Origin of the sequence: Carnobacterium sp. FSL E2-0243, assembly GCF_038003605.1 — a bacterium.
GTDB classification, from domain to species: domain Bacteria; phylum Bacillota; class Bacilli; order Lactobacillales; family Carnobacteriaceae; genus Carnobacterium; species Carnobacterium maltaromaticum.
Window position 1 is genome coordinate 2,565,171 of record NZ_JBBOPM010000001.1, and the last position, 13,956, is coordinate 2,579,126.

General features: G+C 33.8%; 15 protein-coding genes and 1 other annotated feature. Of the genes, 1 reads left to right on the plus strand and 14 read right to left on the minus strand.

Going from position 1 to position 13,956, the window contains the following annotated elements:
- Position 1 precedes the first annotated feature (1 nt).
- From MHI00_RS12240 to MHI00_RS12295, 12 genes are all read right to left on the minus strand, one after another.
- Positions 2 to 334 (minus strand): hypothetical protein, encoded by a 333-nt coding sequence (locus MHI00_RS12240; protein ID WP_317912433.1) that lies wholly within the window; start codon positions 332 to 334, stop codon positions 2 to 4.
- Positions 335 to 369: 35 nt separating this feature from the next.
- Positions 370 to 1,263 carry a helix-turn-helix transcriptional regulator gene (locus tag MHI00_RS12245; protein WP_317912432.1) on the minus strand — a complete coding sequence of 298 codons (894 nt, stop codon included), beginning with the start codon at positions 1,261 to 1,263 and terminating at the stop codon, positions 370 to 372.
- A 546-nt stretch (positions 1,264 to 1,809) separates the two neighbouring features.
- Positions 1,810 to 2,190 (minus strand): SMU1112c/YaeR family gloxylase I-like metalloprotein, encoded by a 381-nt coding sequence (gene gloA2 / locus MHI00_RS12250; RefSeq protein ID WP_010051018.1) that lies wholly within the window; start codon positions 2,188 to 2,190, stop codon positions 1,810 to 1,812.
- Positions 2,191 to 2,208: 18 nt separating this feature from the next.
- A complete protein-coding gene (locus tag MHI00_RS12255; protein ID WP_056999709.1) occupies positions 2,209 to 2,868 on the minus strand; it encodes a CPBP family intramembrane glutamic endopeptidase in 660 nt (219 codons plus the stop codon).
- An 84-nt stretch (positions 2,869 to 2,952) separates the two neighbouring features.
- The gene (locus MHI00_RS12260) at positions 2,953 to 3,702 is read right to left on the minus strand and encodes an ABC transporter permease (protein ID WP_229252336.1); all 750 of its coding nucleotides are present in this window, start codon (positions 3,700 to 3,702) and stop codon (positions 2,953 to 2,955) included.
- Between the two features lie 153 nt (positions 3,703 to 3,855).
- Positions 3,856 to 4,842: a LytTR family transcriptional regulator DNA-binding domain-containing protein gene (locus tag MHI00_RS12265; RefSeq protein ID WP_135054427.1), complete on the minus strand. Its 987-nt coding sequence runs from the start codon at positions 4,840 to 4,842 to the stop codon at positions 3,856 to 3,858.
- Between the two features lie 129 nt (positions 4,843 to 4,971).
- A complete protein-coding gene (locus MHI00_RS12270; protein ID WP_010051010.1) occupies positions 4,972 to 5,805 on the minus strand; it encodes a MetQ/NlpA family ABC transporter substrate-binding protein in 834 nt (277 codons plus the stop codon).
- Between the two features lie 45 nt (positions 5,806 to 5,850).
- On the minus strand, positions 5,851 to 6,540 hold the full coding sequence (locus MHI00_RS12275; protein WP_051926688.1) for a methionine ABC transporter permease: 690 nt from the start codon (positions 6,538 to 6,540) through the stop codon (positions 5,851 to 5,853).
- Positions 6,530 to 7,561, minus strand: coding sequence for a methionine ABC transporter ATP-binding protein (locus MHI00_RS12280; RefSeq protein ID WP_010051007.1), 1,032 nt, complete (start codon positions 7,559 to 7,561; stop codon positions 6,530 to 6,532). The genes MHI00_RS12275 and MHI00_RS12280 overlap by 11 nt, the downstream gene beginning before the upstream one ends.
- Before the next feature lie 87 nt (positions 7,562 to 7,648).
- Positions 7,649 to 7,917: a binding site (T-box leader), on the minus strand.
- A 45-nt stretch (positions 7,918 to 7,962) separates the two neighbouring features.
- The gene (locus tag MHI00_RS12285) at positions 7,963 to 8,307 is read right to left on the minus strand and encodes a glycine cleavage system protein H (RefSeq protein ID WP_015075814.1); all 345 of its coding nucleotides are present in this window, start codon (positions 8,305 to 8,307) and stop codon (positions 7,963 to 7,965) included.
- A 17-nt stretch (positions 8,308 to 8,324) separates the two neighbouring features.
- Entirely contained in the window at positions 8,325 to 8,678 is a 354-nt protein-coding gene (locus tag MHI00_RS12290; protein ID WP_010051002.1) for an arsenate reductase family protein, read from the minus strand.
- 115 nt (positions 8,679 to 8,793) lie between these two features.
- Complete coding sequence (locus MHI00_RS12295) at positions 8,794 to 9,972, minus strand: FtsW/RodA/SpoVE family cell cycle protein (protein ID WP_057000632.1); 1,179 nt, start codon at positions 9,970 to 9,972, stop codon at positions 8,794 to 8,796.
- A 761-nt stretch (positions 9,973 to 10,733) separates the two neighbouring features.
- On the opposite strand from MHI00_RS12295, the gene MHI00_RS12300 reads away from it, so the two are divergent.
- Complete coding sequence (locus MHI00_RS12300) at positions 10,734 to 11,381, plus strand: FusB/FusC family EF-G-binding protein (RefSeq protein ID WP_341113969.1); 648 nt, start codon at positions 10,734 to 10,736, stop codon at positions 11,379 to 11,381.
- 48 nt (positions 11,382 to 11,429) lie between these two features.
- On the opposite strand, the gene arcD is transcribed toward MHI00_RS12300, so the two are convergent.
- Both arcD and MHI00_RS12310 read right to left on the minus strand, forming a co-directional pair.
- Positions 11,430 to 12,881, minus strand: coding sequence for an arginine-ornithine antiporter (arcD, locus tag MHI00_RS12305; protein ID WP_010050998.1), 1,452 nt, complete (start codon positions 12,879 to 12,881; stop codon positions 11,430 to 11,432).
- A gap of 114 nt (positions 12,882 to 12,995) precedes the next feature.
- Positions 12,996 to 13,955 carry a YihY/virulence factor BrkB family protein gene (locus tag MHI00_RS12310; RefSeq protein ID WP_015075810.1) on the minus strand — a complete coding sequence of 320 codons (960 nt, stop codon included), beginning with the start codon at positions 13,953 to 13,955 and terminating at the stop codon, positions 12,996 to 12,998.
- Between the last annotated feature and the right edge of the window lies 1 nt (position 13,956).

Genomic DNA, 13,956 nt, shown 5'->3' on the forward strand with positions numbered 1-13,956 from the left:
GTTAAATAGTCAACGGATTATTCCAAAAACCAACATACCCATTGGCATACGGAAAGTCATATTTCAAAACTTCTTCTTTAGAAATATCTTTATTAAAGGCAGATAATACACCCCAAACCCAAAAACCATCATCAAAGTTAGCTCTTTCAGTAAGTTCTTCTCCAGATATCCATTCAAATGGTCTATCATAATTTTTCATATCTTTATTTGAAGGAGCATACTCACTACCAGTTATCAGCCAGTTATACTTTTTTTGCTCATCGTTTATAGCATTAAATATTTCCTTAAGGCTCGTATATTTTCTTTCATCATCCTCTATTATAATGCCATTCATTAATAGTCTCTCCTTAATTAGATTTTTGAAGGCCTTTAATAGTATTTATATTCTTCAATATCATATTCTAGGACATTATTTTTTATTATTTCCATTAAAATTTCATTGTCATTTATATCAGCCATTACCATGGCACGTAAATAAAATTTTGCTGAATCATTTTTTTCATCTAATTTCATTAAATTAAACGCTTTTTCATAAAATAAAAAATCTAAATGATAAGCCAATCCTTCTTTATTTAACAACTCTATTCCTAAACTACAAAGATTTACAGCCTTAGAATATTCTCCAATCTTAGAATAAAATTTTGCTGAATTGTAATAGGTTTTTGCAATTTCTGGGCTATCATTTATTGTATCAATTAAACTAAACAACTCATCCAATTGATCTAATGATTTTTCAAAATAAGTTAATGCTTTCTCATCCTCATCTTGCAAAGAGTATGCTATGCCAATACCATTCATTGCAGAAACATCAATAAAATCAATACTATTATCTGATTCGCCAGTTAATACTTGATTAAAATAATAAATCACGTCTGTTTGGCTTTTTTCTCCCATTAAACTAGTTATACCCATAAAATAATAATAAAGCTTTTTTTCATAAATAGTTTCCAGCTTATCTAATTCAATGCTAGATTTAAGTAATTCATACGCTTTATTATGCAAAGCTTTACTACAAAGATCTCTAACTTCTTTAAAAATTCGATTATTTCCACTATCATTATCTAACGTATAATCGGAAATGTCACTGAATTCAATGTTTAATCTATCAGCTAGCTTCAACAAAATAGAAATAGTTGGTACACTTGCTCCATTTTCTAGATTACTCACTGTAGCTTGAGTACATATATTTTCTGATAATTCTTTTTGAGTTAATCCTTTTTCTAACCTTTTTTTCTTAATTTCTTCCCCAAATTTTGTAGCCATAATGTAGTCCTTTCTTATATATATTTTTTTATCTCCTTGATTAATCATACAATATTTCGTATTATTAAGATAGCATTATTGTATAAACATCTATTTATCTATTACAAAGTTAGGAGGTTGTTATAATGACTATTGAAGAATCACTATTAATATCTATCACAACACAATTCCCAATAATTTCAACATTTGGAGACGCTCCTCATATTTAAAGTTCAAAAAAGAAAGAGCTAAACTAGTCTTTATGATTAGTTTAGCTCTTTCTTTAGTACAATAACAATATTTACCTAAATTTTTGTTGTGTTTGATATTGAGTACTTTATTTTTGATGTGTTTCAACTTGATAGCCACACTAGAATATTTTACAAATTTCAAAATAACTAACATATCAAATATCCACTAATTGCATACCTATATTTTAAACTCACTACATATTGTGTATCGTTTATTACTGTATAAAATTTTAGTTCCTTTAACTTACTTATGCTTGAAGTATTTTATAGGTGACCTTTCCTGCTGTATCTAATTATAATGATTCAAATCCTCTTTTTATTCATGTAATTCTAGTGGCAAACCATCTGGATCGAAAAAGAAGGTCATCTTCTCATTCGTGTAATCATCGATCCGAATCGGCTCACAGTCAATTCCTTTAGCAGCTAATTCAGCAATGACTTCCTCAATAGCATCGACTTTAAAAGCTAAATGTCTCAGTCCACATGCTTCTGGATTTGAAACTCGTTTGGGATTATTTGGCATTGCGAAAATTTCAAGCTCGCTGTTGCCAAATTTCAAATCTAATTTATGATCATTCCGTTCAGGACGGTAGTTCTCTCTGATCACTTCAAAGCCTAGTAAATCAACATAAAATTCTTTTGACTTTTGATAATCTGAGACAATAATCGCCACATGATGTAGTGCTTGTAAATTCATTTTTTACCTCCGGGTATTTTAAATAAACTGCATCGCAACAAAGCTGAGGCCATTATTTAAGAAATGTAAAGCGATTGAACATTCAATGCGACCTGTTTTCAAATAAACGGCACTTAACGCGGCTCCCATTGAACTATACAATAAGAAGCTTTGAATGTCTGTTGGGCCATGAAATAGTCCAAATACGACAGATGTCACAATCAAAGCTGCGACTTGATGCTTTTTAAAGAATAATTGCGTAATAGATGCTCGGAAGATGATTTCTTCATTAATTGGCGCTGCAATCACAATCATAACGGCCATTAAAAGGCTTGAATTTGAACTCGTTAATTGATTAATCGCTTCTTGATTTGCCGTTGTATCTGTCGTCATAAACATCGCGATGACAACAGATACGACCTTCATTAAGAAGAAAGCAATAAAGATGATTGCCAAGTTTCTTCCGGTTAAGAAGTCCCATTTAAAGGTAATTATTTTTCTTTTTAGCGCAAGCATTACGATAATTGCTACTGAAGCTAAAAAGAGTAAGCTAACAACATATGGAAAGAAAGGCGAGTTGGATAAACCCATTCCTATACCAACACCAAATAAAATTGATGGAATAAAATTAATTACGAGTAAAGCAATTAAAAATAAGCAATTTAACCAAAATTCTTTTGTTTTTAACAGTTTTAACATAGCTTCCTCCTTCTATAAAAATAGTTTTAACTCTCAAAGTCTATCTTCTATCATAGCTTTTTTTAGGCTTTAGGTAAAGAGATTTTATTCTGATTCCAGGCCTTTTTTCTTATAAAAATAAAGACAGCTTCCACTTGCAACTATGAACCAAGCTACGAGAACCAAACCATTTTTTAAAGAAACGGGATTGGGATCATTTTGAGCCAAACGGCTAATTATTTCATTTAATGTGCCTGTATAAATAAAACTAGAAGCTTTACCAGCTAAATCGTTTAGTTGAAAAAGTAATGGAATCATCATCAAAATAAGCATAAATGGCATTGATAATAACGACACTGACATTTGATTTTTGGCACTCATACCGATAAGTAAACCTAAAATGATTGTAATTACGCTAACTATGGTGGTAATTAATAGATAGACTAGCATGTTCCCAACGAATACACCGCTAATTGGAATCAAAATAAAATTGATTGCTGTCATAATGACTAAGACTGGTGCCAAACTTCCAATCAGAAATTCCACTTTACTAACAGATGAACTCAACAAAACACGTAACGTCTGCATTTCTTTTTCTTCTGCTAAAGGCATACTAGCCGCCATAATGCCCGTCATTGTAACATTAAATATAACGCCTATCTGTAAAATATACCCTGTAACAAATTCTACTGATTCTGGTTGTGTTCCCCCTGGAGTGGGCACTTCCACAACTGTTTTAAAGATAAAAACAAATAGGATTGCCATAATCGGCCCAAGCATAATCGTTAAATTTTTCAAAATCATTTCTAATTTCAACATAAATAGTGTCTGTATTTTTCGCATGGAACTACTCATTGTGCTTTCCTCCTGTGATATTCAAAAAAACTGTGTCTAACCTAAATGGAACGATTAGATGCTTGCCAGAAGTATTTCCCAGGCAATAATTCTAGTCATTCCCAGAATTCAAAAAACATATGTTTATAGTCCTTTTCTTCACCCTTGAACCACTTAAATCTCAAGCAATAGTTTTAATTCCTCTAAGCGAGTTCTGGATAAAGGTAACTTTGTTTTGATTTCATCTGCTAAGACTAAAGTAAAACTATTTCTGGAATAACTGACTAATTCCCTCACCCTTTGCAGATTAACTAGATAACTTCGGTGACAGCGGAAAAAGCCAAATTTTATGAGCCGCGCTTCAAGTTCAGTCATAGTCAAAGCCGATGGAAAGCTTTCGCCACCAACATGAACTTGACTGACACCGTTAATACTCTCAATATAATCAATTTCTGTCGGACTAAAGAAAATCATTTTATCATCAATTTTACATAATATTTTAAAGACATTTGGCTGTAAATTGGCTGAATAAGTTGGTTCATCGTTCCCTTTTTCTTCTGACAAATCAACTTGATTTAAACCAGATTCATGCTTCACATAGACTTTTGAACTAAGCAAAATGAGCTCTTCTAAATAAGGTGCCGTAACTAGCACCGCAATAGCTTCTTTTTTGAATATCTCTAAACATTTTATATAAAGCTCAATTCCTTCATTATCTAAATCCGTTAGCGGACTTTCGATTAAAACTAAATCAGGTTGTGCGCTATAGATTCTTAAAAGGCCGACTCGCTTCTTTTGTGCAAGGGATAGTTTTTCAATTGCAGTCTTCCAACAATCTATTAAGGCAAAAGATTCTTTTAAATTGGCTAAGTCAATTTTCTGACCATTTAGACGATTAAAGAAAGTCAGATACTTTTCTACTGTTAATTTTTCATACAATCCGTCGTTCTTTCGATCCGATTCCATACTAGTTAACTGGCGTTGTATCTTGCCACTTGTTGGTATTTTTTCTCCTTCAATTAAATCAAATAAAAGATGACTTTCGTCTATTGAACATTTTATCCCAACTACTTCAGCTTCCTCGACATCAAAACTTATATTTTTTAAGAGGAGTTTTGCTTTTTCTTGTTTCATTACTTCTTCGACAATTAACCGTTTCATATGTATCCTCCGCTCCTCATTCGCTATCTTTTTATTTTACCATAGAATTTTGAAAACCAAGTAAATCCGACATCAAAAAAGCAGAAAAACCCAAAATAATGAGTTTTTCTGCTTTTAATTTTAAGTGATTTAGTCTACTGGTACGACTGCGCCGTTCCATTCTTTTAAAATCCATTCTTTTACATCTTTTGATTTTAAGACTTCAACTAATTTTTTAATATTTTCATTGTCTTTATCTTCTTTTCGAACTGCTACAATATTCGCATATGGTGAACTTGTTTTTTCTAAAGCAATCGCATCTTTCAAAGGATCTAATCCATTATCAACGGCAAAGTTTGAGTTAATTGCCACAATATCCCCTTCATCATTGTTCAAGAAGGTTGTCATCAATGCTGGATCTGCTTCATATGTGAATTTTAAATTCTTTTTATTTTCAACGATGTCGTCAAATGATGCGGTAGTTATGTCAACACCATCTTTGACTTTAACTAAGCCTGCATCTTGTAAAATACTGATAACACGGCCCCAGTCGGTTGTTGAATTGCTGACAATTACTGTTGCTCCGTCTTTTAAGTCGTCTAAGTTTTTAACGCGTTTAGAATACAAACCCAGTGGTTCAATGTGAATCGCCCCTGCGTTTACAAAATCATAGTCATTTTCTTTCACTTGTAAATTGAAATAAGGAATATGTTGGAAATAGTTTGCATCAATTTCACCATCAGCTAAGGCTTTGTTAGGCAAAATGTAGTCTTGATAAGTTGTTATTTGTAAATCAATGCCTTCTTTTTCTAAGATTGGCTTCACATGTTCTAAAATAACTGCATGTGGGATATTACTTGCTCCAATTTTCAATACGTTATCTTTAGCTTTTTTATCCTCTTTAGCACCGTTTGACCCACAAGCCGCTAACGTTACTACTAAAACTAAAGCCACAATTAATCCAAAAATTCTTGTTTTTTTCATACTCTTTTCCTCCAATTTTCTACTTTATTAGTCGTTAATTTAAAATTAACGCTTGTCGATTTTTTTAACAGCGAAGTCGCCTAATAACTGGATTGCAAAGACAATTACTAGAATAATAAAGGTTGCAACGACTGTCACGCCCATTTGATTTCGTTGGAAGCCTTCTAAGTAAGCGAGGTTTCCTAATCCACCAGCACCAATTACACCGGCCATAGCTGTGTAGCCCACCAATGATATTGCTGTTACAGTGATACCTGAAACAATTGCGGGTAGGCTTTCTGGTAAAAGAACTTTATAAATAACTTGAAATTTATTTGCCCCCATGGCTTCTGCTGCTTCGATAACGCCCTTATCAATTTCTCTAAAGCCAATTTCAACCATCCGCGCATAGAAAGGCGCTGCCGAAATAATTAGTGCTGGCAAAGCTGCAGTAGGCCCCATTATTTTCCCTACTAAAGCTTTAGTTACTGGGATTAATAAAACAATTAAGATGATAAAAGGCACTGAACGGAATACATTAACAAGAATTGACACGAACCAATAAAAGAATTTAGCGAGTTTCGTGTTTTTTCCATTTGTTTCATATAGGACTAAACCTAGCACCAAACCTAAGATAAAGACTAGTAATAAAGAACCTGCTGTCATACCTAGTGTTTGTAAGGTTGCCGTTTTTATTTTTTCTGGATCAACAGTTGAAAAATCCAAGTAGGCTGAAAAATCTATTTTATTTAACATCTGTAATCACCTCAACTTCAACGCGCATTTTCCTTAAATTCTCAATGGCTTGATTAATTTTTTCTGGTTGCCCCATTAATTGAACATACAAAGAGCCAATCGCGCCTTCTTGCGTTTTCTTGATGTTCCCTTCAATAATGGTTAAATCGACTTCATCTTCTTTAACAATTTTAGAGATAATTGGCAGTTTTGCTTGTTCACCATGGAAGGTTAAGCGCACGACTTTTCCATCTGGATACTCGGCTAACAATTCTTCTAAAACGAGATGAGTATCTTCTTCGTCATTAGAATCTTGACGAATAAAACGTTTAGTCACTTCTTCTTTTGGACGTTTGAAAACATCCATTACATTGCCATGTTCTACAATTTTGCCACTTTCCATGACAGCAACTTTATCACAGATTTTACGAATGACATGCATTTCATGGGTAATCAATACAATCGTCAAATTTAAACGTTTGTTAATATCCAATAATAAATCTAAAACCTCATCTGTTGTTTGCGGATCTAGCGCACTCGTCGCTTCATCACATAATAGCAGTGTTGGATCATTGGCTAGCGAGCGAGCAATACCTACGCGTTGCTTCTGACCACCAGATAATTGAGCTGGGTAGGCATCTTCTCGGCCTTCAAGACCCACTAATTTTACTAATTCATTGGCTCGTGCCAAGCGTTTTTCTTTTGGAACACCTGCAATTTCTAAAGGAAACAAGATATTCTCAACAACGGTACGCGACCATAATAAATTAAAATGTTGAAACACCATCCCGATTTTTTGGCGCTCTTTTCTTAGCGAACTCCCTTTCAAGGTTGAAATCACTTTTCCATTTACAGAAACAGTTCCAGAACTTGGAGCTTCTAGACCATTAAACATTCGAATTAATGTGCTTTTACCTGCGCCAGAATAACCGACGATTCCATAAATATCGCCACTTTCGATGGATAAATTAACCCCATTTACAGCTTCAACAGTTCCTTTTTTCGTTTGGAATATTTTTTTGATATCCTTTAACTCAATCATTGTTTATCGTTCCTTTCCATCCTCGTAACATCTGCTTAATTAATAAAACAAAAAAGCTCTCATCCTTAAACCAAGTTTCATACTTGATTCAAGGACGAAAGCTTTGGACATTTCGTGTTACCACCTTGTTTTGTTGACTCATCACTAAGTCGACCTCAATCAGTACAAAAGAAAAAAACAACTTTTTATACTGTGGCACTGTAACGGGTGCTCCCGTAATAAGCTTGTTGGTAAAACCAATTCGCCTACTCCTCGCTCAAAGACCATCTTCAGTTCTATATTCATTGCCTTTTTTCAGCTATCCAGGCTCTCTTTTAAATGACATTAAAACGTACTCTTCTTATCATCGCTTTTCTTTAATTGTTCTAAGTTTAGCAGACGGTAAAGCCTTCTGTCAAGGCTTACTCTGAAATTGCCAGACTAGATAATAATTCTTTATCAACTTGATCTAAAATAACAATCCAGTTATCTTCCTTTTTAGTACTATTTAAAAGTTCTGGGTTTTCACTCAGTTCAAGATTCCACGCAACAACTTGACCTTTTACAGGTGAAGTTAATTCTGTTACAGCTTTTGCGGCTTCGACACCAATTAAAGTTGCATCTTTTTCTACTTGGGTTGTTTCAGGAGTTAAATCAACAAACATAACCTCACCTAAATCATCTTGCCCTTTAGCAGAAATCCCTACTTTTATACCTTCTTGAACTTCTTCTAGCCATAAGCCATTTTCACTATAGTAAACTGTCATGTCCTCTACTCCCAACTTTATTTCCAGTTTTTTTCGAAATCTGCTTCCTTGAAGCCTAATGTTAATTTTTTACCATCAGTCATTAGCGGTCGCTTAATCAGCATACCATCTGTAGCAAGCAATGCACTGGCTTCAGCGATATCCATATCATCAATCTTATCTTTTAGTCCTAGTTCACGGTATTTCCCACCACTTGTGTTAAAAAAGCGACGAATTGGTAAACCAGAAGCTTCAATCCAGCTAGCTAATTCCTTAGCTGTTGGCGGCGTTTCTAAAAGGTTGATTTGGTTATAGACAACTTTATTTTCATCTAACCAAGCTCTAGCTTTTTTACATGTAGAACATCTTGGGTGTTCGTAAAATTGAATCATTGTGTGTATACCTCCAGAATTTATTTAGAAAAATCGAATTCAGCATGAGTTCTTTTTCACTAAAATTTTATTATCTTTAGTATAACATGATTTACGTTGTCAGTTAAAGTTGAATCTAAAATTCTTTTTCTTCATCAGAGAACATATAACTCTTATAATGGTACCGCATCGATAAGATTAAGCCGACAGCCATCATGTTTCCTAGCAACGCCGTCCCACCTTGTGAAATAAACGGTAATGGAATACCAGTCAATGGTAGTAATCCGATACTCATCCCAATATTCTCCAGAACATGGAATAGAATCATCATAATAACCCCAGTTGAAATATAGGTATAAAATTCATTTTTCGTATCAAAACATACGCGAATCATTTGATAAATTAGTAAGAAATAAAGGAAAATCAATATACAACTTCCAATAAAACCAAAGTTTTCCGCAATTGTAGAGAAGATCATATCCGACTCTCTAACAGGCACATACACTTCAAAAATACCAAAGCCTTTACCAAATACTTTACCAGAGCCAATGGCTTTCATACTTTGTACTAGCTGGTAAGCATCTCCTGAAACATCGTGATAAGGATTTAACCAAGAATCAATCCGAGCAAATTGGTAATTTTTAAAGCCTAATTTAAGTAGGAACGGTCGGTCATTCATAACTAACCATAACGCACCGCCAAAAGTACTAAATCCTAGTGTAAATAACGGCAGCAAAATTTTCCACGTAATTCCTGACATTAAGACCATCCCACCGATGATTGCTATAAATACCAACGTTGTTCCTAAGTCATTTTGAATTAATACAAGACCTAGTGGAATTGCGGCTGTTAAAAACATTTTACCTAATAATAAAAAATCAGTTGAAGGTTGATGTTGATTAAAACGGCTATTGTGTTTCGTAACGACACGAGCCATCATTAAGATAAAGGCAACTTTCATTACCTCAGAAGGCTGGAAGGTTAAACCACCAATTTTGAACCAACTCTTTGCTCCGGTTACAGCTTCAGTTGGTCGATCATAAAGGAATAAAACCAGAACCAGCAAGACGATCCCACCCCAGTAGGCGATTGGTGCTAATTTCCAAAGCTGTTCTGAGTCAAATTGCATAATGACCGCAATCGCTATAGCTCCAATGACATACCAAGCGATATGCATAATCGTTGCTTTAATACTCCCGCCCATATCAATTACTGTTGTTGAATAAATAGTTGCGATACTAATAATACACAGTAACATGACGGATAAGATGATACCATAATCTATTTTAGATTCACTATTGCTGTTTTCTGCCATGTTTTCTAAAGTCTCCTTGTAAATAAAAAGTTTGTTGAGCCGGGTAGCTCCGATAAGAAAATAGGGAAAATTGATATGGCGTTTTTTTGCCATCTCAAATTTTCATCTTTTTCTCGAGGAGTTGGCTCATAAGAACTAGCCTTAATAAAAAGTTTGTTGAGCCGGGTAGCTCTGGCAAGAAAATAGGGGAATTTGATGTGACGCTTTTTGTCACCTCGAAATTCCATCTTCTTTTCGAAGAGCTGGTTCATAAAAATTAACTTGTATTTATTGTTTCATTAATCATACCCTATTATAAACTGAATTTCACGTACCATTTTTCAATAAAACTTCCAAAATAGCTTCTATGAAAAGTCGTTTAATTATTCTTGTCTCAATTTACTATTATAAGCTATTTACAGAAATAAATCTTTACCAAATTCTTACATTTTTTATAAATTTATTTTTCAAGTCGCATTTTAACAAGAAAGCTACATTCAACTTAGAAATTCTAGTATGTTTCAATTAACTAAACTTGATTCAGTCTATAAAATTATAGTATACTGGCTTAGAATTATAATAGGAACGACAATTTTTTTCGTATCAATTTAAATAAACTAAATTTTAGGTGGTGATCAAATGGTGCATATAAAATGCATTTCTATACGATGGGTGGGACAACTTTAGTAGTGTCGTTTCAGTTACTTTAATAGTAAGCCTCCCTACTAAAGTTAACTTTATTGTTAAACAAAATAGAACTTTTATACGGAGGAAACACTATAATGGAAAAATTTATCCAACCCTACACTTACAATTTTATTCAATTCCAAGCAAATGAATTGCTTAAAGCGCATCGTTCACTCAATGACTTCGCTACTATTCAAACTATGAAATTAGTAGTCATTGAAAAAATACTCACTCGCTTTAATCAACCAACTGAATCAGAAAAAGAACTTCTTAATCGAATCGTGCAATTTAGCCATTCTCAAAAAGAAATGGATGCTTATTTAATCCTATTAGAGGATTTTATTATTCCTTTTGAGCAACCTTCTGATGCAGCATTAAAAAAATTATTTCGCAAAACTAAAAAATTACACATCCCTAATTGGGATACACTTAATTTAGCTGACTATACATTTTATGGTTGGAATGATGCCGGGAAACAAAGAAAATATTTAATTCTCTTTGAACAACAAAAATTAATCGGGATCGAAGGAACGCTCTCTCCAACTACGCATAAAGGATTTTGTGCTATTTGCCACACTTCTTCTCAAGTTTCCTTATTTATGAATATTGGAAAGCATAATAAAGATGGACAATTTACATCTAAAGGGAATTATATTTGTCAGGATAGTCATCAATGTAATAAAAATATCATGGAACTAGATGAATTACAAAAGTTCATTGGGATTGTGAAACAAAAAGAATAAGCTAAAAACAGCATCTTCCTCATTCATTTGAGAAGGATGCTGTTTTTTTTAAATCGTAATGGTACCAGTTGCTAAGAAATAAATAGCAAAAAGGCTTCCGATAAAGATTAGTGCAACAACAATTTTCTCGATTGGTGAGAAGAAATGTCTTTGGTGCTGCTCTTTTTGAGCTTTGATATAAACAAAAATTCCTGGTACAAATAATAAAGTTAACAGTAACATGAACTTTAGTCCAGCACTGACAAAGGCCCAAATTTGAAATGCCGTTGCTACTAGTCCAATAACCAATTGAATGGTTCTTTGGCGCCCTTTTGGTTGTTGATAAGAAAATTTAACTTGATACATCGTGACAAAAATATAGGTAATAATCACAACACTAGAAACTAACGAAGCCACAAATTGATACGCTTGATCTGTGATCAAGAAAGTAAACATAAATAATTGAATACACATACTTGTGATTGTTAAAGCTTCTGCTGGAGCTCCGTGTTTATTAATTCGCCCGAAAATGCTAGGAAATACGCCTTGTTTAGCAGCAATTAAGCCAGTTTCAGCTGGTAAAATTGTCCATGATAACCAAACGCCTAAAATCGAAATTGATAAACCTCCACAAATGAAAGCAGCACCCCAATATCCAACGATTTCTTCTAAAACATAAGCCATTGCTGGTTCTGGTAGGTTAGCTAATTGATTTTGTGACATCACGCCAAAAGATAAAATCGTTACCAACATATAGACAACTAAAACGCAAAGTACGCCAATTATAGTTGCTCGACCAACATCTTTTTTATTTCGAGCCCGAGCAGATAAGATACTTGCACCTTCAATTCCGACAAAAACAAAAATCGTAATTAACATTGTTGATTTAACTTGATTCATAACATCTTTAAACTCAAACTGTTGCGTCATAGTTCCCCAAAAATCAGCTGTGAAAATAGACGTTTGAAAAGCCATTATAGCAAAAACAATAAAGACAAAAATCGGCATTAACTTACAGACTGTGACAACAAAATTAATAAAGGCCGCATTTTCAACGCCCTTTGCCACAAGGTAGTTAAGTAACCATAATAAAATACTTGCTCCAATAATTGATGGAATATTTTGTCCGCCTTTGAAAATTGGAAAGAAGAAGCCTAGACTACTCATTAACATCGTTGCAAAAGCTACATTACCAAGCCAGATTGATAGCCAGTATCCCCAAGCACTAACAAACCCAGCAAATTTTCCAAAACCATCTTCCGCATATTGGAAAATCCCAGAATCTAATTCCGGTCTTTTATCAGATAAATTTTGGAAACATAAAGCCAACGCAATAATCCCAACGCCAACAATACCCCAACTAATCAATACTGCTCCTGGCGCTGCACCAAGGGCCATATCTTTACTTAAATTAAATATACCCGCTCCAATAGCTGAACCAATGACAATGGTCATCAATGGTAAAAAACCGACTTTTTGCTGCGTTTTTAAAACCGATTTTGTTGCTGTTTTCTTTTTCAAAATAGATACGCTCCTAATTAAAGATAATCCGAATTTTTCAACTTCGCTCCCTCTCATTTTAGCATAGAGTCTCTAGGAAGATGAATCTAACCTCACAATTTTAAGAGCATTCAGCTAAAATTTCATGAGATTTTCATTTTCGGCTTTAATTCGTATTAATTTACGTCGCTGTTTCATCCCTTTAGCCTGAGGAATTGCCTGATCATCATCTGGATGTGGTTCTTTAATTTCTTTTAAATAATGATAGACCATTACATTGATAAAGCCACCTAGTAGCAATATCGTGGCAATTAAATACAACCAGAGCATCAAAACAATAAAAATACTAAGCGTTCCTGTGCCGATTGATTTTCCTCCTTGAAAACGAACATATATAGAAAAAGCTTGAGAGGAAAGCAGCCAACCAACTGTTGCAAAAACAGCGCCCGGTAGAGCATATTTAATCCCCCATCGAACATTTGGAACTAACCAATAAAGAATCATAAAGACAATCAGTAACACTAAAATCGTTGTAACCCATTTAATACTTGTAAATTCAGAAAGAATATCCATATTTAAGGCTAATTTTTCTTGCACAAAACGAATGACTTGTTCACCAAAAACAAAAATTAAAATTACTGAACCTAGAACAACAATCATCACTAATGCAATAATAAAAGAAAAAATTCGTGCCACAATAAAATTTTTACGCATTTCTGTACCGTAAACATTATTCATCACTTGTTGTAGAGCATTAAAGCCACTTGAAGCCGACCAAATAGCTGTTACAATCCCAAATGAAATTGCGGTTCCACTTGATGAATGCAAAATATTATCCAATATAGGTTGCAATAATTTAAAAATATCTGGCGGAACTGCGGATTGCACATAAGGCATGATCTCTTCCGTACTAATTGGTAAAAAAGGAATCAAATTACCTGCTACTAATAATATAGGAAATAATGACAGTAAGACAAAATAGGCAAGTTGTGCTGCTTGGGAAGAAACATTAGCATTCTCCCAATTTTTTTGTGCTAGTTGAAAAACACTTATAATTTTTTCTCTGGACTTTTTAGATTTTATAACGCGCTCCATT

Coding starts and splice junctions, on each gene's coding strand:
- MHI00_RS12240 (WP_317912433.1), bottom strand. CDS start 334: ATGAATGGCATTATAATAGAGGATGATGAAAGAAAATATACGAGCCTT.
- MHI00_RS12245 (WP_317912432.1), bottom strand. CDS start 1,263: ATGGCTACAAAATTTGGGGAAGAAATTAAGAAAAAAAGGTTAGAAAAA.
- gloA2 (WP_010051018.1), bottom strand. CDS start 2,190: ATGAATTTACAAGCACTACATCATGTGGCGATTATTGTCTCAGATTAT.
- MHI00_RS12255 (WP_056999709.1), bottom strand. CDS start 2,868: ATGTTAAAACTGTTAAAAACAAAAGAATTTTGGTTAAATTGCTTATTT.
- MHI00_RS12260 (WP_229252336.1), bottom strand. CDS start 3,702: ATGAGTAGTTCCATGCGAAAAATACAGACACTATTTATGTTGAAATTA.
- MHI00_RS12265 (WP_135054427.1), bottom strand. CDS start 4,842: ATGAAACGGTTAATTGTCGAAGAAGTAATGAAACAAGAAAAAGCAAAA.
- MHI00_RS12270 (WP_010051010.1), bottom strand. CDS start 5,805: ATGAAAAAAACAAGAATTTTTGGATTAATTGTGGCTTTAGTTTTAGTA.
- MHI00_RS12275 (WP_051926688.1), bottom strand. CDS start 6,540: ATGTTAAATAAAATAGATTTTTCAGCCTACTTGGATTTTTCAACTGTT.
- MHI00_RS12280 (WP_010051007.1), bottom strand. CDS start 7,561: ATGATTGAGTTAAAGGATATCAAAAAAATATTCCAAACGAAAAAAGGA.
- MHI00_RS12285 (WP_015075814.1), bottom strand. CDS start 8,307: ATGACAGTTTACTATAGTGAAAATGGCTTATGGCTAGAAGAAGTTCAA.
- MHI00_RS12290 (WP_010051002.1), bottom strand. CDS start 8,678: ATGATTCAATTTTACGAACACCCAAGATGTTCTACATGTAAAAAAGCT.
- MHI00_RS12295 (WP_057000632.1), bottom strand. CDS start 9,972: ATGGCAGAAAACAGCAATAGTGAATCTAAAATAGATTATGGTATCATC.
- MHI00_RS12300 (WP_341113969.1), top strand. CDS start 10,734: ATGGAAAAATTTATCCAACCCTACACTTACAATTTTATTCAATTCCAA.
- MHI00_RS12310 (WP_015075810.1), bottom strand. CDS start 13,955: ATGGAGCGCGTTATAAAATCTAAAAAGTCCAGAGAAAAAATTATAAGT.